This is a genomic window from Variovorax sp. SRS16 (assembly GCF_901827165.1).
GTDB lineage: Bacteria > Pseudomonadota > Gammaproteobacteria > Burkholderiales > Burkholderiaceae_C > Variovorax.
In genome coordinates this window covers 390574-410019 of the sequence record NZ_LR594666.1, presented here as the reverse complement: position 1 = coordinate 410019, position 19446 = coordinate 390574, and the positions used below count along the sequence as shown (strand labels likewise).

The window sequence follows — 19446 nt, the reverse complement described above, 5'->3', positions numbered from 1 at the left end:
AGCGCCGGCGCCGCGCTCAGGAGCCTTGCGCGTTCAGCAGGCGGTGGTTCACCGCATGCACCGCATCCAGCTCGGACTGCAGTGCGCGCGAGACCTGCGACAGCGTGCGCAGCCGCCGGTTGCTGTCGCGCAGCCGGTCCGCCATGCCCTTGCACAGCCCCAGCATCAGCCGCGCCGCCACGACCGGGCGCGTGCCGACCAGCTCGAGCAGCGCGGCGCGCGACAGGATGCCGAGCTTGACCTCGGTGAGCGTGGTGCAGCTGGCCGAACGCGGCGCGCCGTCGATCACGCCCATCTCGCCGATCAGGCTGCCCGGACCGACGACCGAGATCACGACTTCGGCGCCCGGCACGCTGGCGGCGGAGACAACGCGCACCTGTCCTTCGAGCACCAGCGCCATGTAGTCGCTGCCGGCCGCGTCGCCCTCTTCGAACAGCAGCGTGTCCGGCAACAGGTGCAGGGGCTTCATCGCATTGACCACGATGCGGGCCTCGTGCGCGGCCATGTGGGCCATCGGCGCCGCGGTGATCAGCAGATGGACCGCATGTTCGCGCAGGTCGATGCAGAAGGGCGATGAGGTGGACGGATTCATGGCCGCTGCTTCAGGCCGGAAAGGCCCGCACCGCCTCGCCGCCGATGCCTGGAAGCGCCGGCGTGGTGCCGCCCGGCACGGGCCGACCTGCGAATTCGAAACGACAAGGAGGGAAGGAAGAGGACACGCGGCCAGTTTCTCAGAGGCCCCAAGTCCCAAAACTCGCACTTTCTCGCGGCGCGCGCACAACGGCGGCAGTGGGCGAGAAGTTTTTCTCTTTCTGCCGGCCACGCGCGCGAGGCAACGCGCTACTTCTTGCCGCCCATCTTGTCCAGCAGGTTCATCTTCATGCCATTCGACATGATCATGTCGCCCGGCTTCTGCCCGGGCTTGCAGGGCCCGACCCACTTCGCGTCGATGACGATCGAGCCCTCGGCACGGCCCATCATCGGCGGGCTGTAGCTCGATTTGCTTTCCACGTGGTAAGTGCTGTTGAAGTCGCCCGACATGACGGAATGGGTGGTGGCCACCGTGTTGCTCGGCCCTTCCATCTTGCAGACGGTGTCGACGATGATCTTGCCGCCTTCGTTGCGCATGTCCTGCTTCGAGCACCGGTCCTTGCTCATGCCCTCGCCCATCTCGCGCATGGCCTTGTCGCTGGCGGCATCCAAGCACTGCTGCGTCACCTGGACCGGGAGTTTCGATGCCGTGGCACCCAGGTTCATCGACATCTCCCACAGGCCGGGCTTGCGCGCCGGGAAGTCGAACGCGAACGCGGCGCCGGCCAGCGAAAGTCCGGCTGCGAATGCGACGGCGATCCGGGCGGACGGGATGAAAGAGGTCATTGCAGGCTCCGGCGGAGGGGTGGAGGAAAAGCCAGCCGCTTTCTACCCTGCACGCCGAATCAACGAAATAGCGCGATCGGCATAGGCCCTGCCCACGCCGCTATCCCAAGGCCCGCAATTCCCTCAGCGCCACCGACAGCATCGCCGCATCGGGCGCTGCCACCGCGCGCAGTTCGCCCAGCAGTTGCGCCGCCCGTTCGAGCGTGCGGCCGTTGCCGGCCTGCCAGGCCTCGACCAGCGCGGCCGGGGATTCGCTCTCGCCGCCACCGGCCAGCACCGCGCCGGTGATCGAGCGCTGAAGGCCCGCCAGGTCATCGAGCATCGCGCCCTTGGCCAGCATCTGCCAGTGCTGGTCGCCGGGCAGCGCCGCGATCCGGTCGCGCAGCCACGGCATGCCGAGCCGGTTGGCGAGGTCGAAGTAGATCGCGGCCACCAGTGCGACCGGCCAGCGGGCGCCGCCCGCGATCTCGGCGATGTCGAGCGTGGCGTAGAGCGTGTCGAAGGTGACCACGCGTTCGGCCAGCTTGCGCGGCACGCCGCTGGCAGCGTAGCGCACCACCGCGGCATCGACGCGCGCGCGCTCGTCGGCGTCGAGCAGTTCGGACAGCCGCGCCGACAGGGTCTCGACGTTCGGCGTGAAGTGCTCGATCGTCGCGGCCATGTCTTCGCCCAGGCGCCGCGAGCGCAGGAACCACATCGTCCCGCGCTCGAGCTGGCGGCTGGTGTCGATCAGCATGCTCGACTGCACCGCGTCGTCGACCTGGTTGTCGAGCGCCTCGATCGCCTGCCACAGCGTCACCATGCCGAAGATCTCGCGGCTCATCAGGTAGGCGCGCACGATCTCGAAGGCGCGCGCGCCGGTGGTCTCGCCCAGCCGGTGCACGAAGGTGCTGCCCACGCGGTTGATCATGCTGTTGGTGACGTGGGTGGCGATGATCTCGCGCCGCAGCGGATGGCGCTGCATGTAGGCCTCGAACCTGTGCTGCAGCAGCGGGGGGAAATAGCGCTGCAGCGCGGTCGCGACCCATGGGTCGTCGGGCAGCGGCGAGGCCAGCAGCTCGTCGTAGAGCCAGATCTTGCTGTACGCCAGCAGCACCGCGCTCTCGGGGCTGGTCAGGCCCAGGCCCTGGGCGCGGCGCTCGGCGAGCGCTTCGTCGGAGGGCAGGTATTCGATCGCGCGGTTCAATCGCCCGGCCTTCTCGAGGTACTGCATGAAGCGCGTCTGCGCATCGAGCAACTGCGGCGCGATGCGGCCGGTGACCGACAGCACCTGGGTCTGGAAGACGTTGTCGCGCAGCACCAGCGCGGCCACGTCGTCGGTCATCTCCGGCAGCAGCGCATTGCGCTGCTTCTCGGTGAGCTCCCCTTCCGTGATGGGCAGGCCGAGCAGGATCTTGATGTTGACCTCGTGGTCCGAGGTGTCCACGCCGGCCGAGTTGTCGATGGCATCGGTGTTGATGCGCCCGCCGGCGAGCGCGTACTCGATGCGCCCGAGCTGCGTGCAACCGAGGTTGCCGCCTTCGACGAAGACCTTGCAGCGCAGCTCGCGGCCGTTCACCCGCAGCGCGTCGTTGGCACGGTCGCCCACCTGCGCATGGCTCTCGCTGGTCGCCTTCACATAGGTGCCGATGCCGCCGTTGTAGATCAGCGCGACGGGCGCCTTCAGGATCGCATTGACGAGTTCGGTGGGCGTCAGCGCATCGGCCGCGAGTCCCAGCATCGCCTTGACCTGCGGCGTGAGGACGATCGACTTGGCGCTGCGCGCATGGATGCCACCGCCCTCGGAGATCAGCGACGCGTCGTAGTCGGCCCACGACGAACGCGGCAGCCTGAACAGGCGCTCGCGCTCGGCGAAGCTGCGCTCGAGGTCCGGCGCCGGGTCGAGGAAGACGTGGCGGTGGTCGAACGCCGCCAGCAGCTGGATGTGCCTCGACAGCAGCATGCCGTTGCCGAACACGTCGCCCGACATGTCGCCGATGCCGGCGACGGTGAAGTCGGTGGTCTGCGTGTCGATGCCCATCTCGCGGAAGTGCCGCTTCACGGACTCCCAGGCGCCGCGCGCGGTGATGCCCATGGCCTTGTGGTCGTAGCCCACCGAGCCGCCGGAGGCGAAGGCGTCGCCGAGCCAGAAGCCGTATTCCTTGCTGATGCCGTTGGCATAGTCGCTGAAGGTGGCCGTGCCCTTGTCGGCCGCGACCACCAGGTAGGGGTCGTCGGTGTCGTGGCGCCGGACCTCGGGCGGCGGCACGATCGTCTCGCCGACCCGGTTGTCGGTGATGTCGAGCAGGCCGCGCAGGTAGTCCTGGTAGCAGGCCACGCCTTCGCGCAGGTAGGCATCGCGGTCGCTGGCCGACGGCGCGCGCTTGAGGACGAAGCCGCCTTTCGATCCGACCGGCACGATCACCGTGTTCTTGACCATCTGCGCCTTCACCAGGCCCAGCACCTCGGTGCGGAAGTCTTCCGGCCGGTCCGACCAGCGCAGCCCGCCGCGCGCGGCGCGGCCGCCGCGCAGGTGCACGCCTTCGAAGCGCGTCGAGTACACGAAGATCTCGAACATCGGCTTGGGCGCCGGCAGGTCGGGCACCTGCGCCGAATCGAACTTGAAGGAGGCGTAGCTGCGCCGCCGGCCGGCCGCATCGCGGCGCCAGAAGTTGGTGCGCGTGGTGGCCAGCATCAGCGCGAGGTACTGGCGCAGCACGCGGTCTTCGGAGAGGTTCGCCACCTGCTCGAGCGCAGTCTCGATCTCGCGCACCTTCTCGCCGCAGCGCGCGTCGATGCCGGCATCGGCGGCCAGCGCCGGATCGAAGCGCAGCTTGAACAGCTCGACCAGCGCGCGCGCCACGGCGGCATTGCCTGCCAGCGTGCCTTCGATGAAGGACTGCGAGAGCGCGAAGCCGATCTGCCGCATGTACTTCGCATAGGCGCGCAGCACCACGATCTCATGCACCGGCAGGCGAGCCGCGAGCACCAGGCGGTTGAAGTCGTCGTTCTCGACCTCGCCGCCGAGCACCGCGCCGAAGGCTTCCTCGAACACAGGGCGCAGCGTGTCGACCTCGATGTCGGCATCGCCGAGCGCGCTCTGCAGGCCGAAGTCGTGGATCCAGATCGGCGCCGCGCCCTCCGGTGCGACGCGGTGCGGATGCTCGTCCAGCACCTTCATGCCCAGGTGTTCGAGCATCGGCAGGCTGGCCGACAGCGTGAGCGGCTCGCCCTGCCGCAGCAGCTTGAAGCGCAGCGTGCCGGGCGCCGCCTCGAGCGGCCGGTAGAGGTTCATGCCGAGCGGCTGCTTGTCGCTCAGGCGCGCCATCAGCTCGATGTCGTGCACCGCAGCGCGCGCCGCGAACTCGTCGCGGTAGCCGGGCGGGAAGGCGGCGCCGAAGCGGCGCAGCAGCGCATTGCCGCGCGCCTCGCCGGCCGCCTCGATCAGCGCCGAGCGCAGGTCGTCGGCCCAGCGCCGGGCCGCCGCCACCAGACGCTGCTCGAGCTCGCGCACGTCGAAGGGCGGGATGCTGCCGGGTTTGGTGCGCACGGTGATCTGGACCCGCGCCAGCACCGATTCCGACAGGTGCACGTTGAACTCCGAACCGATGCCGTTGAACTCGCGCAGCAGGATGTCCTGCCACTTCTGGCGCAGCTCGGTGGTGTAGTTCTCGCGCGGCGCGTAGATCAGGCACGAGAGAAAGCGCTCGAAGGGATCGCGCCGCACGAACAGGCGAAAGCGCTGGCGTTCGCCCAGGTGCAGGATGCCCATGGCCGTCTGCAGCAGGTCGTCGTCGCCGGTCTGGAACAGTTCGTCGCGCGGGTAGGTCTCGAGGATGTTGATCAGCGCCTTGCCGGAGTGGCTGCCCGCGGGCAGGCCGGCGCGCTCGACGACGCTGGCCACCTTGCGCCGCAGCAGCGGGATCTCGGCCGGGCTGGCGCTGTAGGCGGTCGAGGTGAACAGGCCGAGGAAGCGGTCCTCGCCGCAGACGCTGCCGCCGGCATCGAAGCGCTTGACGGCGACGTAGTCAAGATGGCCGGGCCGGTGCACGGTGGAGCGCGAGGTGGACTTGGTCACCACCAGCAGCTCGGGCCGGCGCGCATGGGCTCGTACCTCGGGCGGCAGCGCGGCGAACGCGGCGTTGGCGCTCGGCGCCGGGCCGTCGCGCAGGATGCCCAGGCTCGAATCGGGGACGATCTTCAGCGCGTCTTCGCCGTCGACCGTGACCAGTTCGTGGCTGCGATGGCCGAGAAAGGTGAAATGGTTGTCGGCCAGCCAGCGCAGGAAGGCCTGGCCCTCGGCGAGTTCCTGCGGCGGGATCGGCGGCGCGTGTTCGTCAAGGTGGGCGACGATGGCCAGCACATGGTCCTGCATCTTCTTCCAGTCGGCCACGGCCAGCCGCACGTCGCCGAGCACGCGCACCAGGTCCTCGGCCAGCGCGTCGAGCCGGGCCGGCTCGGGCACGCGGTCGACCTCGACATGGATGAAGGATTCGCGCCGCGCATCGGGCGACGCGCCTTCGCCCGCCAAGCCCTGCAGGATGCCGTCGCCGCCGCGCTTCACGGCCACCAGCGGATGGATGATCAGGTGCAGCGTGAGCCCGTGGCGGTTGACCTCCATCGTCACCGAATCGACCAGGAAAGGCATATCGTCGTTGACGATCTCGATGATGGTGTGCGTGGACTGCCAGCCATGCTCGGCGATCGTCGGGTTGAAGGCGCGCAGCTTGGCGCGGCCCGGCTCGCGCTGGCGCGCGAAGCTCCATTGCGAGAGCGCCGCGCCGTACAGGTCGGCCACCTGGCGCTCGGCCAGATCCTCCGGGTCGACCTGGCCGAAGTATTCGCGCACGAAGGCGACGAGTTCATCCGCCGTCGCGGCCGCCACCTTGGCCCGCACCAGTTGCACCACTTCGTCCAGGCGCTCGTCCCTGCGCCCTGTCTCTCTTGTCTGGGTCTGCATGATTGCCTTTCGAGTTGGCATTCGTAATCTACATCGCCGAGCGCCCGAAAGGGGCTTGCGCCAGACCGCCTCGCGGCAGCAGACTGGACGGCTCGAACGGAGTACACGCCATGACCACCGAACTTCAAGCCACTGTGGACGCACTGGTCCAGAAGGGCAAGGGCATTCTTGCCGCCGACGAAAGCGGTCCGACGATCGCGAAGCGCTTCAAGGCGATCGCGCTGGACTCGACCGAGGAAAACCGGCGCGCCTACCGCAGCCTGCTGCTGACGACGCCGCAGGCCGGCCGCTACCTCAGCGGCGTCATCTTCTACGAAGAGACGCTGACGCAGAACGCCGACGACGGCGAGCCGCTGCCGCAACTCGCGGCGCGGCAGGGCATCGTGCCGGGCATCAAGGTCGATGCCGGCAAGATCCCGCTGGCCCTGTCGCCGGGCGACGAGATCACGCAGGGCCTGGACGGGCTCGCCGAGCGGCTGCAAGGGTACAAGCAGCACGGCGCGCGCTTTGCCAAGTGGCGCGCGGTCTACAACGTCTCCGCGACGCTGCCGAGTCGGGCCGCGGTCGAGGCCAATGCCGAAGCGCTCGCGCGCTACGCAGCGATCTGCCAGGCCGAGAGCGTGGTGCCGATCGTCGAGCCCGAGGTGCTGATCGACGGCGATCACACGATGGCGCGCTGCGCCGAGGTCACGCAGGCCGTGCTGCAGGAAGTGTTCCGCGCGCTGCAGCGCCATCGGGTGGCGCTCGAACACATGCTGCTGAAGCCGAGCATGGTGGTGCCCGGCAAGACCCACGCACAACAGGCGTCGCCGGCCGAGGTAGCCGCCGCGACGCTGCGCGTGCTGCGGCGCACGGTGCCCGCGGCGGTGCCCGGCATCAACTTCCTGTCCGGCGGCCAGTCGCCCGCCGAAGCGACGGCCAATCTCGATGCGCTGAACCGGCTCGGCGCGCAGCCGTGGTCGCTGAGCTTCTCGTACGGGCGCGCGTTGCAGGATCCGGTGCTGCAGGCCTGGCAGGGAAAGGCCGCGCAGCTGCGCCCGGCGCAGGACGCGCTGCTCAAGCGCGCCCGACTGAACGGCGCAGCCAGCGAAGGCAAGTACGAGGCCGCGATGGAGGCGGCCTCCACCTAGCCGTTCAGTTCTTGCGGCCGTAGCGCGCGCTGAACTTCGCTTCGCCGAGCATGTTGGCGTGCACGGCGAAGCCGACCAGCGCCGCCGTGCCGTCGGCCGGCACGTCGAGCTTGTCGACCTTCAGCGCGTAGACCGTGAACACATAGCGATGTGGCTTGTCGCCGGCCGGCGGGCAGGCGCCGCCGAAGCCCGCCGCGCCGAAATCGGTGCGGCCCTGCACGCTGCCGGCCGGCAGCCCCTTGCCGTCGCCGTTGCCCGCGCCCTCGGGCACACCGGTGGCCGTGGCCGGGATGTCGTAGACCACCCAGTGCCACCAGCCGGAGCCGGTCGGCGCGTCCGGGTCATAGAGGGTCAGCGCGAAACTCCTGGTGCCGGCCGGCGCGCCGCTCCACGACAGCGCGGGCGAGATGTTCTTGCCGCTGCAGCCGAAGCCGTTGAAGACCTGGGCGTCGCTGAGCGTGCTGTTCGGCTTGATGGTGGGGCTGTGCAGCGCGAAGCCGGCAGCATGCGCGCCGAGAGCGCTCGCGAGCAGCACGCCGCTCACGGCCAGGGACCGACGAAATGAACTCATGGCGGTGTCTCCGTTGAACTCAGGGACGGCCATGGTGCCAGTTCGCGCCCGCTCAGGATATCGGCTTGCGCCACACGCTGGCCAGCCACGGCTGCTGCTCGCGCGGCAGGCCGGCGGGGCGGTAGTAGTGGCCGAGCTCGACGAAGCCGGCGGCCGTCATGTGCTGTCGCCATGCCGCCAGATCGTGGAAGGCGCCGTAGCGCTCGCCGCGCCAGCCCTCCTGCCCGTCGCCGCGCGGATTCGAGCTGAACAGCACGCCGCCCGGCTTCAGCGCCGCATGCAGCTCCCGCAGCACGCGCGGCAAGGCCTGCGTGGGGACATGGAACAGCGCCGCGTTCGCGAACACGCCGTCGAAGCGGCCGGCCGGCAGATCCAGCCAAAGGAAGTTCTGCTCCAGCACCTCGCAGCCACTGTCTGCGCGCGCCATCTGCGCGAGCTGCGCGGATCCTTCCAACCCGGTCGCGCGATGACCGAGCCGCCTGAACGCGAGAAGGTCGCGCCCCGGCCCGCAGCCGAAATCCAGAATCTCGAACGGCGGCGGCGCCTCGATGGCCGCGAGCAGCGCCGAGATGTTCTGGCGCACGTCGTGGTCGCGCGTGGCGGCCCGGAAGTCTTCCGCCTGCCGGTCGTAGTGCGCAAGCGTGCGCGCGCTGAGGTGCGCGAGGTCTTCGGGCGTCAGGTCCATGGGTGCGCCGAAGCTCAGCTGCGCTCTCCGGAAATGTAGTGTTCGAGCTGTTCGATGATGAATTTCTGCTCCGAGATGATGCCCTTGACGAGGTCTCCCATCGAAATCAGGCCCGTCAGCCTGCCGCCGTCGATGACCGGCAGGTGGCGCACCCTGTTCTCGGTCATCAGTGCCATGCATTCCTCGGTGGTCTGGTCGGGACGCACGTACATGACCGAGGTGGTCATCACCTCGTGCAGCGATGTGTCCTTCGACGCGCGCGAAAGCAGGACGATCTTGCGTGCATAGTCGCGCTCGGTGAACATGCCGACGATCCGGTCGTTCTCCAGAATCAGGAGCGCGCCGATGTTCTTCTGCGCCATCAGCGCGACCGCGTCGAACACCGAGGCCGTGGGCGCCATGGTATGAACCGCCTGGTCGCCTTTCGCCTTGAGAATCTGCGCGACGGTCTTCATGGTCGTTCCTCCGGGAAAGGCGCGGGAACCCGAAGTCCGGGCGATGCCGCGCGCCAGGTCAGCTGGCATGAAAGCATAGGCGATCGCGGCTGATTTCTCCACGCCCCGGCAACGGATGGCCGCGCTTCGCCAAGGCTGGTGCGCCGGTCATCCGTGTCGCCGGCGGCTCACCAGGCCGTCCACTTGAGCTCGCTCGTCGCCGAAGCCAGCGTGCGCTCGATGAAGCGCACACCGCGCGCGCCTTCTTCGACGCGCGGATAGTCGGCAGCCAGCGGATCGGCCGTGCCGCCCGCCAGCCGCGCACGGATGTCCGCCGCCACGCCGGCATAGACATTGGCGAAGGCCTCGATGAAGCCCTCGGGATGGCCGCTCGGCAGGCGGCTCGCGCGCTGCGCGGCTTCGCACAGCCAGGGCGCGCCGCGCGTGAGGATGCGCTTCGGGCCGTCGTGCGGCAGGTGCGTCAACTGGCTCGGCCGCTCCTGCCGCCATTCGAGCGTGCCGAGGGTGCCCGAGACGCGCAGGCGCAGGTCGTTCTCGAGCCCGGTGCTGATTTGCGAGGCCACCAGCACGCCGCGCGCGCCACCGCGAAAGCGCAGCAGCACGCCGGCGTCGTCGTCGAGCGCGCGGCCGGGCACCAGCGCGCTCAAGTCGGCGCAGAGGCTTTCGATCTCGAGGCCGGTCACACTGGCGACGAGGTTCTCGGCATGCGAGCCGATGTCGCCCATCGCACCGGCGGCACCGCTGCGCGCCGGGTCGCTGCGCCACGCGGCCTGCTTGTTGCCGCCGTCCTCGAGGCGTGTCGCGAGCCAGCCCTGGTTGTACTCGACCACCACCTTGCGGATCTCGCCCAGCGCGCCCGCGCGCACCATCTCGCGCGCCTGGCGCACCATCGGATAGCCGGTGTAGTTGTAGGTGACGCCGAACACCGTGCCCTGGCGTGCGACCGCCGCGACCAGCGCGTCGGCCTGTTCGCGCGTATGCACCAGCGGCTTGTCGCACACCACATGGAAGCCCGCATCGACGAAGGCCTGCGCCACCGGGAAGTGCAGGTGGTTCGGGGTGACGATGGAGACGAAGTCGATGCGCTCGTCCGGCGCACGCTGAAGCTCGTCGCCGAGCAGACGCTGCCAGTCGCCATGGTTGCGGTCGTCGGCAAGAAACAGGTCGCGGCCCGAGGCGCGGGCCTTCTCGGCGCTCGACGACAACGCGCCGGCGACGAGATCGACCTGCCCGTCGAGCGCGATCGCCTTGCGGTGCACCGCGCCGATGAAGGCATCGCGCCCGCCGCCGACCATGGCGTAGCGCAGCTTGCGGGGGAACATAGAGTCAGTCATGGATACCGATCAGCCGCGAGCCCGAGCCCCTTTCGCGGGACGCCGCGGATCCGGCTTCGCCGGTCCGCTGGCGTCGCCCCCGGCGAGGGGGTTGGCGAAGCGGCACGAGGTGCGCGAAGCCTGGGGGAGAGTCTTAGAAAGGCGAGTTCGGGTGGTAGAACTCTTTCGCGTTGTCCTTGGTGATGAGCACCGACGGAATGATCGTGGTCGCCGGCAGCTTCTCGCCCTTGAGCCGCGCCTCGGCCGTGAGCTTGATCGCGTCGTAGATGAACTTGGGCGAGTAGCTCACGTCGGCGTCGATCATCTTGTTCTTGCCGTCCATGATGGTCTTGACCATGTCCTTGGCGCCGGCGCCGCCGAACACGATCTTGATGTCGTTGCGCTTGGCCTGCTCGATCGCCTTGAGCACGCCCACCGTCATGTCGTCGTCGGCGGCCCAGATGGCGTCGATGTCCTTGAAGCGCGTGAGGTAGTCCTGCGTGACCTTGAAGGCGTCGTCGCGATTCCAGTTGGCGTACTTGGCGTCGAGCAGCTTGATGTCGGGATAGTTCTTGAGCACCGAGTTGAAGGCATCCATGCGTTCGTTGTCCAGCGTGGTCGCGATGCCGCGCAGCGCCACCACGTTGCCCTTGCCGTTGAGCTTCTTGGCGATGTACTCGGCCGGGATCTTGCCGAAGGCCGTGTTGTCGCCGGCCACGTAGGCGTCCTGCGCGCTGGTGTCGGTGAGGCCGCGGTCGACCACCGTCACGTAGGCGCCCTTGGCCTTGACCTGCGCCACCGGCTTGGTCAGCGCGGCCGACTCGAAGGGGAACACGACCAGCGCGTTGATCTTGGTGACGGTCGACAGGTCCTGCAGCTGGTTTGCCTGCTCGGGCGCGTTGGCCGCGGTCTTGATGGTGATCTTCAGGTCCTTGTGCGCCTTCTCGAGATCCTTCTTCGCCTGGTTGGCCCAGTAGTTGATGCCGCCCATGAAGCTGTGCGTGGCGGCCGGAATCGACACGCCGAGGTTGACCTTCTCGTCGGCCAGCGCGGGCAGCGCAGCGAAGGTCGCCGCCGCAACGGCGGTGAGTGCAAGGCGTCGTGTGATGGATGTCATGCTGCTTGTCTCCTGGTGGTTGAGTGAAACGGGAACGGGCCGATGAAATGAATGCGCGTAGCCAGCGGGGCGGGTCATCGCTTTCCCCTTTGAAGGAAGGCGACGATGATGATCACGAAGCCCTGCACCGCGGCGTTGAGGTACACGCTGATGATGCTGGTGAGATTCAGGATGTTGCTGATGACCGAGAGCAGGATGGCGCCGACCACGGTGCCCGTGATGCTGCCCGCACCGCCCTTGAGCGCGGTGCCGCCGACGATCACCGCGGCGATCGCCTCCAGCTCCCACAGCAGGCCGGTGGTCGGCGAGGCCGAGCCGAGCCTCGGCACGTAGAGCAGGGTCGCGATGCCGACGCAGACGCCGAGCAGCACGTAGGTGAGGATCTTCACGCCGTCGACGTCGACCGCCGCGTAGCGCGCCACCTGCTCGTTGGAGCCGATGGCCTGCACGTAGCGGCCGTAGGCGGTGCGGTTGAGGATCAGGCCGCCGATCAGCGCGACGACGAGGAACACCCACACCGGCACCGGGATGCCGAGCAGGCTCGCGTAGTAGACCGGCGCATAGAGGTCCGACAGGTCGTTGTCGAGCGTGAGCGCGCCGCCGTTGGCGAAGTAGGTGAGGTAGGCGCGGAAGATGCCGAGCGTGCCGAGCGTCACGATGAAGGGCTCGATGCGGCCCTTGGTAATCAGCAGCCCGTGCGCGAGCCCGAACACCGCGCCCAGCACCACGGCCAGCACGGCGCCGAGCACCACCGCCGCCAGCGGCGAGCCGAGCAGCGGCCCCATCTCGTTGATGAACATGATCACGCAGCCGGCGATCAGCGCCGCCATCGAGCCCACCGACAGGTCGATGCCGCCCGAGATGATCACGAAGCACATGCCGACCGCGATGATGCCGATGAAGGCGGTGCGCGTGAGCACGTTCATTGCGTTGTCGAAGGTCGCGAAGTCGCTGTTGAGCAGCGTGCCGGCGATGCACAGCAACACCAGGCCGATGACCGGGCCGAGGCCGTACAGGCGGTGCAGCCAGCGGGCCTTGTCCGGCGCGCGGTGCGCGGCGGCGGTGGAGCTTTCGGGCGTGGTCTCAGGCATGGGCGGTGGCGGTTCCGGTGGCGTGGGCGATGAGCTGCTCTTCGGTCAGCTGCGCGGCGTCGAGCGTGGCGACCAGTCGGCCGGCGCGCATCACCGCGACGCGGTGGCACAGCCCGATCAGCTCCACCAGCTCCGACGAGACGACGATCACGGCCAACCCCTCGCGTGCGAGCCGCTGGACCAGGAAATAGATGTCGCGCTTGGCGCCGACGTCGACGCCGCGCGTGGGCTCGTCGAGCACCACCACCTTCGGCTTCGGCTGCAGCACCTTGGCGAGCGCGAGCTTCTGCTGGTTGCCGCCCGACAGCGACGAGGCGCGCGCGTCGAGGTCGCCGGTGCGGATGCCGTACTCCTTCACCGCCTCGGCCAGCGCGCCGCGCTCGGCCTCGGGCTGGAGCCAGGGCGTGGCATAGCGTTCGAGTGCCATCAGCGTGAGGTTCTGGCGCAGGCCGAGGTGCACGTGCAGGCCCTTGCCCTTGCGGTCTTCGCTGAGGTAGGTAAGGCCGTCCCGTGCCGCATCGCGCGGCTTGCGCCAGCCCTTGCCGGTGGAAAGAGGCCGGCCCAGGATCTCGACCCGGCCGCTCGCGGGCCGCAGGCCGAGCAGGCCTTCGAAGAGTTCGGTGCGGCCGGCGCCGACGAGGCCGGCGAAGCCGAGGATCTCGCCGGGCCGCACTTCGAAGCTCACGTCCTGCGCCCAGCCCGACACGCTGAAGTCGCGCACCTGCAGCGCCGGCGCATCGGCGGCCGCGACCGGATCGCGCGGCGGGTACAGGTCGGCCAGCTCGCGGCCGACCATCAGGTTCGCCATCTGGTGGCGCGTGAGCTCGGCGGTCGGCGCGCGCGCGACGAAGCGGCCGTCGCGCATCACGATCACCTCGTCAGTCACGCGCTCGACCTCGTCGAGCTTGTGCGAGATGTAGACGATGGTCACGCCATCGGCGCGCAGCCGAGCGATCAGCTTGAAGAGGCGCTCGGTCTCGCTGCGGGTGAGCGTGGCGGTGGGCTCGTCCATGATCAGCAGGCGCGCATGGCGCGCGATCGCCTTCGCGATCTCGACCAGCTGCTTTTCGGCCACGATCAGGCGGCGCACCTTGGTAGCGGGATCGATGTGCAGGCCGACCTGCGCCAGCGCGGCGGCCGCTTCGCGGTCCATGGTCTTGTCGTCGAGCAGCCAGCCGCGCTTCTTTTCGTGGCCGAGGAAGATGTTCTGCGCCACGCTCAGGTCGTCGGCCAGATTGAATTCCTGGTGGATCAGCACGATGCCCAGCGCCTCGGCATCGCGCGAGCCGGCGAACTGCCGCGCCTGCCCGTTGACGCGCACGCCGCCGCCGCTCGGCGCCTCGTAGCCGGCGAGGATCTTCATCAGCGTCGACTTGCCGGCGCCGTTCTCGCCGAGCAGGCCGTAGACGTGGCCCGGCGCCATCGCAAAGCTCACGCCGTGCAGCACCTGCACCGGGCCGAAGGCCTTGAGCACGCCGTCGAACTCGACGGCGACAGCGGCCTTTGCGGCCGGCGCGACGGCGGCGGCGCTCACGGTCATGGCGCGACCCCGCGCACCTTGAGCGTCTCGTGCATCGCCAGCACGCCGGCGCCGATCAGTCCAGCCTGCGTGCCGAGCGGCGTGTACTGGATCTCCAGGTGCCGCGTCGACAGCGCGAGCGAACGCTGGTAGACGCTCTGGCGCACCGCCGCGAGGAACAGCGGCCCGATGCGCGTGATGCCACCGCCGATGAAGACATGCGAGGGGTTGAAGAAGTTGACGATCGACGCCAGCATCTGACCGATCAGGCTGCCGGCGCGCTGCACGATCGCGTTGGCCGCCGCATCGCCGGCACGGCTGGCCTGCCCGACGTCGGTGGCCTCGATGCGGCCCTGGACGCGCAGGCATTCGGCCAGCGCGGCGCTCTCGCCGGCCTCTGCCGCCTGCACGGCCATGCGTGTGATCGCCGGCCCGGCGGCCATCGCCTCGACGCAACCCAGGTTGCCGCAATGGCAGCGCGGGCCTTCCTGATCGACGCAGATGTGGCCGACGTCACCGGCCGAGCCGGCCGCGCCGCGGTACACCTCGCCATGGCACACGATGCCGCAGCCGATGCCGGTGCCGACCTTGATGACAAGGAAGTTGGACAGCGAGCGCTTGAGTCGCCAGAGTTCGCCCAACGCCATCAGGTTGACGTCGTTGTCGACGAACACCGGCGCCGCATAGTCCTCGCGCAGGTAGTCGCGGATCGAGAAGCTGTCCCAGGCCGGCATCAGCGGCGGGTTCACCAGCTGGCCGATCTCGAAGTTGACCGGGCCCGGCACGCCGATGCCGATGCCGATCACCTGCCTGGCGTCGAAGCCGCTCTGCGCAAGCAGCTCGCGCATCAGCACCCGCACGCGCGCCAGCAGCACGCCCGGGCCTTCGCGCACGTCGGCCGGTTCGCCATGATGGGCCAGCACGCGGAGGTCGGGCCGCAGCACCGCGACGTCGAGGCTGGTGGCGCCGATGTCGACACCGAGCAGCACGCCGAGCCCGGCATGCAGCTGGAGGTTTTCGGGCCGGCGTCCGCCCGACGAACGCTGCAGGCCGGCTTCGGCCAGAAGCCCCTGATCGACGAGTCCGGCGATCAGCGCATTGGCCTTGCTCTTCGAAAAGCCCAGCCCTTCGGCCATGCCATGGCGCGAGCCGCCGGCCGACCAGAAGGTGGTCTCCAGCAGCTGCATCTCATCGGCGGTGAGTCGGCTCCAGGGGGCCAAGCGCTTGTCTCCGGGTTCGGGCGAACGCGAATACTAGGCGCTGGGCTTCAGCCCAACAAGACTGAACTTCGACCTGTTTCCGGCCGATCGGAGGGCCGCGCGGCGCGGCGTCGACTCAGAACGGGACTTCGCCCTTCACGATGGTGCGGTTCATCAGCCGCGGCTGGTGGGGGCCGTAGTTGGGGATGCCCTGGTGGATCGTCAGGCAGTTGTCCCACATCACCAGATCATGGGTCTGCCACTTGTGCCGGTAGATGTAGCGGGGTTGCGTCATGTGGTCAAACAGGCGGTGCAGCAGCGCGCTGCCCTCCTCGGGCGGTAGGCCATCGATCGCCGTGGTGAAGCCTTCGTTGACGTAGAGGCATTGGGCGCCGCTGTCCTTGTGGGTGCGGACGATCGGATGGCTCACCTGTTGCAGCCGCTGGTCGACATCGACGCTCAGCGGCCGCGTGAAGTGAGAGCCCGGCCGGGGCTTTTCCTTCTTGGCGTCGTGGAAGGCGCGCCGTCCTGCCACGAGCGCCTTGGTCGATGCGTTCAGGTCTGCATAGGCCTGAGCAGTGCTGGCGAATTCCGTATCGCCGAGCGGGCCGGTCTCGTCCTGCGGCACCTTCAGCGCATAGAGCAGCGAGACGCGACTGGGCGTCGGCGAATAGGACAGGTCGGTGTGCCAGTACTGCGCCGCATCGGAGGCACCCAGCGGGCGACCGTTTTCGACGATGTTGCTCAGCACGAAGATCTCGGGATGGCCGGGCTTGGCGAACTGCGTCAGCGCATGGATGTCGAGTTCGCTGCCGAACAGGCGGCTGAAGGCCATCAGCGATTCGTCGTCAAGGTCCTGACCGGGAAAGTAGAGCATGCCGAAGCGGCCGAGCGCGTCCACGATCGTGTGGAGCTGCTCCGGGTTCACGCCGGCGCGCAGGTCCACGCCTTCCACCCGCGCGCCGACTGCGGCACCGGTGGGCGTGACCCTGATCGCGCTCGTCGCGGCCGTCGCGCCATCCCTGGCCTGCATCGCTTGTACGCTCATGAAATCGCCTTTCGTCTTTCGTGTATCTGATTGAACTTGCACCGTGTCAGTCGAAGCGCAGTCCGCGCTCTTTGACGAGCCGCTGCAGGCCTTCGATCTCCGCGCTCACGCGCGCCTTCAATGCAGCGGGTCCGGCGGCCAGCACGTGATTGCCGGCGTCCTCGAAGATCTTCGCGACCGCGGGCTTGTGCAAGGACTGAACGAAGGCGTTGTCGAGTTTGCGGATCACCCCGGGCGGCGTGCCCTTGGGCGCCCAGACGCCGAACCAGGTGCCCGAGATGTAGCCCGGCACGCCCGACTCGATCACCGTCGGGATGTCGGGAAAGAGCGGGCTGCGCTGGCGCGCGCCGACGCCGAGCGCCTTGACGGTCCGTGCCTTCAGGTAAGGCACGACGTTGGGCAGGGTGTCGAAGGTGATGTCGATCTCGCCGGCCAGCAGCGCCGTCATGGCCTGCGCCGCGCCGCGGTAGGGAATGTGGGTGATGTTCGCGCCTGACAGCGCCTTGTAGAGTTCGGCGGCCAGGTGGTTCGAACTGCCGATGCCGTAGCTGCCGAAGTTGACCTTGCCGGCATGCGCGTTGGCGTAGGTGTTGAGCTGCGCGATGCTGTCGTATGGCACAGACTTGTTGGCCACCAGCACGTAGGGGGCTTCCATCAGCAGGCTGATCGGCTCGAAATCCTTGACCGGGTCATAGGGCAGGTCCTTCTGGACCACGTAGTTCGAGCCGTGCGTGCTGGCGGTGCCCATCAGCAGCGTGTAGCCGTCCGGGTTCGCGCGCTTGACCGCGCCGGCCCCGATCGCGCCGCCCGCGCCGCCCTGGTTGTCGATCACGACCGACTGCCCCAGCGCCTGCGACAACTGCGGGCCGAGGATGCGCGCGATCTGGTCGACGCCGCCCCCGGGCGGAAAGGGCACGATGAGCCGGATCGGCTTCTGTGGAAAGTCGCTGCCCGAGGCGGCATAGCCCAGCGGTGCAAGGGGCGCCAGGGCGGCGGCAAGCAGGAAAGTGCGGCGTGCAGTCATCGTCGGATCTCGTCGCTGTCGTGGAAGGGAAGACTTGGGCAGGACCGTCGGTTGCGCGCGGCCTTGAACTGCCGATGTCGAGTGTGGAGCAATTGATGCGCCCCGAGGGCGCCGCGGCATGAATAATGCGAAGCACCGCCATGAAGATCATTCATTCCAGCCTTCGGGCTTCACGCGCCGGCTCGGTGGCGGCCGACGCGCCGCGGCCGTTCGGCATCGAGATCCAATACCTGCTGGCCTTTCTTGCCGTCTACGAGGCGCGCAACGTCACCACGGCAGCGCGCCGCATTCACCGCAGCCAGTCGGCGATCAGCCATTCGCTGTCGAAGATGCGGACGTTGATGGGCGACGAGTTGTTCGTCGTGCGCGGCGGCGAGATGCAGCCGACAGCGCTTGGCGAGGCGCTCTATCCGACGATCGCGCAAGCGGTTTCGCTGATCGATTCGCTGCGCGGGCGGCAACGCGGCTTCGATGCGCAGCGCGACAGCTTCGATCTGCGCATCGGCATGACCGACTACGAGGAGCAGTTGCTGTCCCCGCGACTGTGGATGGAGATCGAACGCCGTACGCCGGGCGTGCGCCTCGTGGTCCGTTCGATCAATCGCTACGCGGCCGAGCCGATGGTGCTGTCCGGCGCACTCGACCTCGCGATCGTCGGCAACCCGGTTTGCCGGCACCCGGATCTCGAATGCCGGGTGCTGCTCTCGGAGCCCTATGTCGTCGCCTGCTCTCAAGAGGTGGAACTGCCGGCACTGACGCTGGAACGCTATCTGCAGGCCGACCATCTGAGCGTCGAAGTGGGCAGCGAGCAATTCGGTTCGGTGGACGAGGCCTTGCGCGCGATCGGCTGCGCTCGGCGGGTGCGCTGTGTGGTGCCGACCTACTCGCGCGTGCCCGATCTGCTGCGCCATTCCACGCTGTTCGCCACCCACAGCCAGGGCGTGTTCCTGCGCGATGCGGCCGCTCACGAAGGGCTTCAGTTGCATGCGCCGCCCTTCGAGTTGGCGCCGGTGCAGATCGGCATGGTCGCGCTGCGGCATGCCAAAGCTTCTGGGGCGCAGCGCTGGGCCTGCGACCTGGTCCATGCGCTGGTCAGCCGGCCGCACGGCGCGGGCCTCACGCGCCCGCGGACTCAGTCCGGGCGAGCGGCGTAGCCGGCGCGCAGGGCGTCGAAGGCACCCGCCATGACCGCCATATCGACGCCGACGATGAAGAAGCTGCACCCCAGGCGCAGGTAGCGCGCCGCGGCATCGGGGTCGCGCACGAAGATGCCGGCGGCCTTGCCGCCGGAGAGGGCTGCGGTCACGGCCTCGGCGATCTGCGCTTCGACCTCCGGATGGGAAGGCTGGCCGAGATGCCCGAGGCTGGCCGCGAGATCGGAAGGGCCTATCAGCAGGGCATCGATGCCGTCGACCCGCGCGATCTCGCCGGCGCAATGCACGCCGGCGGCCGATTCGATCTGCGCCACGATGCAGAGTTCGGCCGCGCTGCCCCGCAGAAAGTCCGCGTCGCGTCCCCAGCCGGCCGCGCGTGCGAGCGCAGTGCCGACGCCGCGCGTACCCGCCGGCGGAAAGCGCGTCGAGGCGACGAGCCCATGGGCCTGGCTCGCGCTTTCAACCAGCGGCGCCACGAGGGTCTGCACGCCGATGTCCAGACAAAGGCCGCACGCTGCCTTGTCGAGGCTTCCCGGCCGCAGCGCGGCGCTGGCTCCGGAAGCTGCGATCAGCGCAAGCTGCTGGGGCAGTGCCGCCATTTCGCGCGCCGAATGCTCGCCGTCGAGCAACAACCAGTCGAAGCCGGCGCCCGCGATGATCTCGAGCACACTGGGATCGCCGGTACCGAGCACGAGGCCGTATTGCGGGCGGCGGGCGGCGAGGGCCGCTTTGAATTTGTTCTTCGACGGCATGGGCTTCGCGGCGAGCATACGCCCGCAAGAAAAAGGCCGCCCCGAAGGCGGCCTTGATATTTGGATGCACCG

Annotated in this window: 16 protein-coding genes; 2 read left to right on the top strand and 14 right to left on the bottom strand. The window is 68.7% G+C overall.

Going from position 1 to position 19446, the window contains the following annotated elements:
- Nucleotides 1-16: 16 nt before the first annotated feature.
- The 3 genes from E5P2_RS02005 to E5P2_RS01995 all read right to left on the bottom strand — a co-directional run bounded on the left by E5P2_RS02005 (nucleotide 17) and on the right by E5P2_RS01995 (nucleotide 6316).
- A complete protein-coding gene (locus tag E5P2_RS02005; RefSeq protein ID WP_162565502.1) occupies nucleotides 17-592 on the bottom strand; it encodes a Crp/Fnr family transcriptional regulator in 576 nt (191 codons plus the stop codon).
- A 248-nt stretch (nucleotides 593-840) separates the two neighbouring features.
- Complete coding sequence (locus tag E5P2_RS02000) at nucleotides 841-1377, bottom strand: DUF3617 domain-containing protein (RefSeq protein WP_162565501.1); 537 nt, start codon at nucleotides 1375-1377, stop codon at nucleotides 841-843.
- A 100-nt stretch (nucleotides 1378-1477) separates the two neighbouring features.
- The gene (locus tag E5P2_RS01995; RefSeq protein WP_162565500.1) at nucleotides 1478-6316 is read right to left on the bottom strand and encodes an NAD-glutamate dehydrogenase; all 4839 of its coding nucleotides are present in this window, start codon (nucleotides 6314-6316) and stop codon (nucleotides 1478-1480) included.
- Nucleotides 6317-6426: 110 nt separating this feature from the next.
- On the opposite strand from E5P2_RS01995, the gene E5P2_RS01990 reads away from it, so the two are divergent.
- Entirely contained in the window at nucleotides 6427-7446 is a 1020-nt protein-coding gene (locus E5P2_RS01990) for a class I fructose-bisphosphate aldolase (protein WP_162565499.1), read from the top strand.
- Between the two features lie 4 nt (nucleotides 7447-7450).
- Here the strand turns inward: E5P2_RS01990 and E5P2_RS01985 are convergent, their stop codons facing one another.
- From E5P2_RS01985 to E5P2_RS01940, 10 genes are all read right to left on the bottom strand, one after another.
- The gene (locus E5P2_RS01985) at nucleotides 7451-8017 is read right to left on the bottom strand and encodes a YbhB/YbcL family Raf kinase inhibitor-like protein (protein ID WP_162565498.1); all 567 of its coding nucleotides are present in this window, start codon (nucleotides 8015-8017) and stop codon (nucleotides 7451-7453) included.
- Nucleotides 8018-8069: 52 nt separating this feature from the next.
- Nucleotides 8070-8702, bottom strand: a complete 633-nt coding sequence (locus E5P2_RS01980) for a class I SAM-dependent methyltransferase (RefSeq protein WP_162565497.1) — start codon at nucleotides 8700-8702, stop codon at nucleotides 8070-8072.
- A gap of 14 nt (nucleotides 8703-8716) precedes the next feature.
- The gene (locus E5P2_RS01975) at nucleotides 8717-9157 is read right to left on the bottom strand and encodes a CBS domain-containing protein (protein WP_162565496.1); all 441 of its coding nucleotides are present in this window, start codon (nucleotides 9155-9157) and stop codon (nucleotides 8717-8719) included.
- 167 nt (nucleotides 9158-9324) lie between these two features.
- Entirely contained in the window at nucleotides 9325-10479 is a 1155-nt protein-coding gene (locus E5P2_RS01970) for a Gfo/Idh/MocA family protein (protein ID WP_443083496.1), read from the bottom strand.
- 145 nt (nucleotides 10480-10624) lie between these two features.
- Entirely contained in the window at nucleotides 10625-11587 is a 963-nt protein-coding gene (locus tag E5P2_RS01965; RefSeq protein ID WP_162565494.1) for a substrate-binding domain-containing protein, read from the bottom strand.
- Nucleotides 11588-11661: 74 nt separating this feature from the next.
- Nucleotides 11662-12678, bottom strand: a complete 1017-nt coding sequence (locus tag E5P2_RS01960) for an ABC transporter permease (protein ID WP_162565493.1) — start codon at nucleotides 12676-12678, stop codon at nucleotides 11662-11664.
- The gene (locus E5P2_RS01955; protein WP_162565492.1) at nucleotides 12671-14218 is read right to left on the bottom strand and encodes a sugar ABC transporter ATP-binding protein; all 1548 of its coding nucleotides are present in this window, start codon (nucleotides 14216-14218) and stop codon (nucleotides 12671-12673) included. The genes E5P2_RS01960 and E5P2_RS01955 overlap by 8 nt, the downstream gene beginning before the upstream one ends.
- Nucleotides 14215-15384, bottom strand: coding sequence for an ROK family protein (locus E5P2_RS01950; protein ID WP_162570307.1), 1170 nt, complete (start codon nucleotides 15382-15384; stop codon nucleotides 14215-14217). Before E5P2_RS01950 ends, E5P2_RS01955 begins: the two co-directional genes overlap by 4 nt.
- 148 nt (nucleotides 15385-15532) lie before the next feature.
- The gene (locus E5P2_RS01945; RefSeq protein WP_162565491.1) at nucleotides 15533-16444 is read right to left on the bottom strand and encodes a TauD/TfdA dioxygenase family protein; all 912 of its coding nucleotides are present in this window, start codon (nucleotides 16442-16444) and stop codon (nucleotides 15533-15535) included.
- A gap of 46 nt (nucleotides 16445-16490) precedes the next feature.
- On the bottom strand, nucleotides 16491-17468 hold the full coding sequence (locus tag E5P2_RS01940; protein WP_162565490.1) for a Bug family tripartite tricarboxylate transporter substrate binding protein: 978 nt from the start codon (nucleotides 17466-17468) through the stop codon (nucleotides 16491-16493).
- 140 nt (nucleotides 17469-17608) lie between these two features.
- Between E5P2_RS01940 and E5P2_RS01935 the strand changes: the two genes are divergently transcribed.
- Entirely contained in the window at nucleotides 17609-18622 is a 1014-nt protein-coding gene (locus tag E5P2_RS01935; RefSeq protein WP_162565489.1) for a LysR family transcriptional regulator, read from the top strand.
- Here the strand turns inward: E5P2_RS01935 and E5P2_RS01930 are convergent.
- Complete coding sequence (locus E5P2_RS01930; protein WP_162565488.1) at nucleotides 18601-19392, bottom strand: HpcH/HpaI aldolase family protein; 792 nt, start codon at nucleotides 19390-19392, stop codon at nucleotides 18601-18603. The two genes, E5P2_RS01935 and E5P2_RS01930, sit on opposite strands and share 22 nt — an antisense overlap.
- Between the last annotated feature and the right edge of the window lie 54 nt (nucleotides 19393-19446).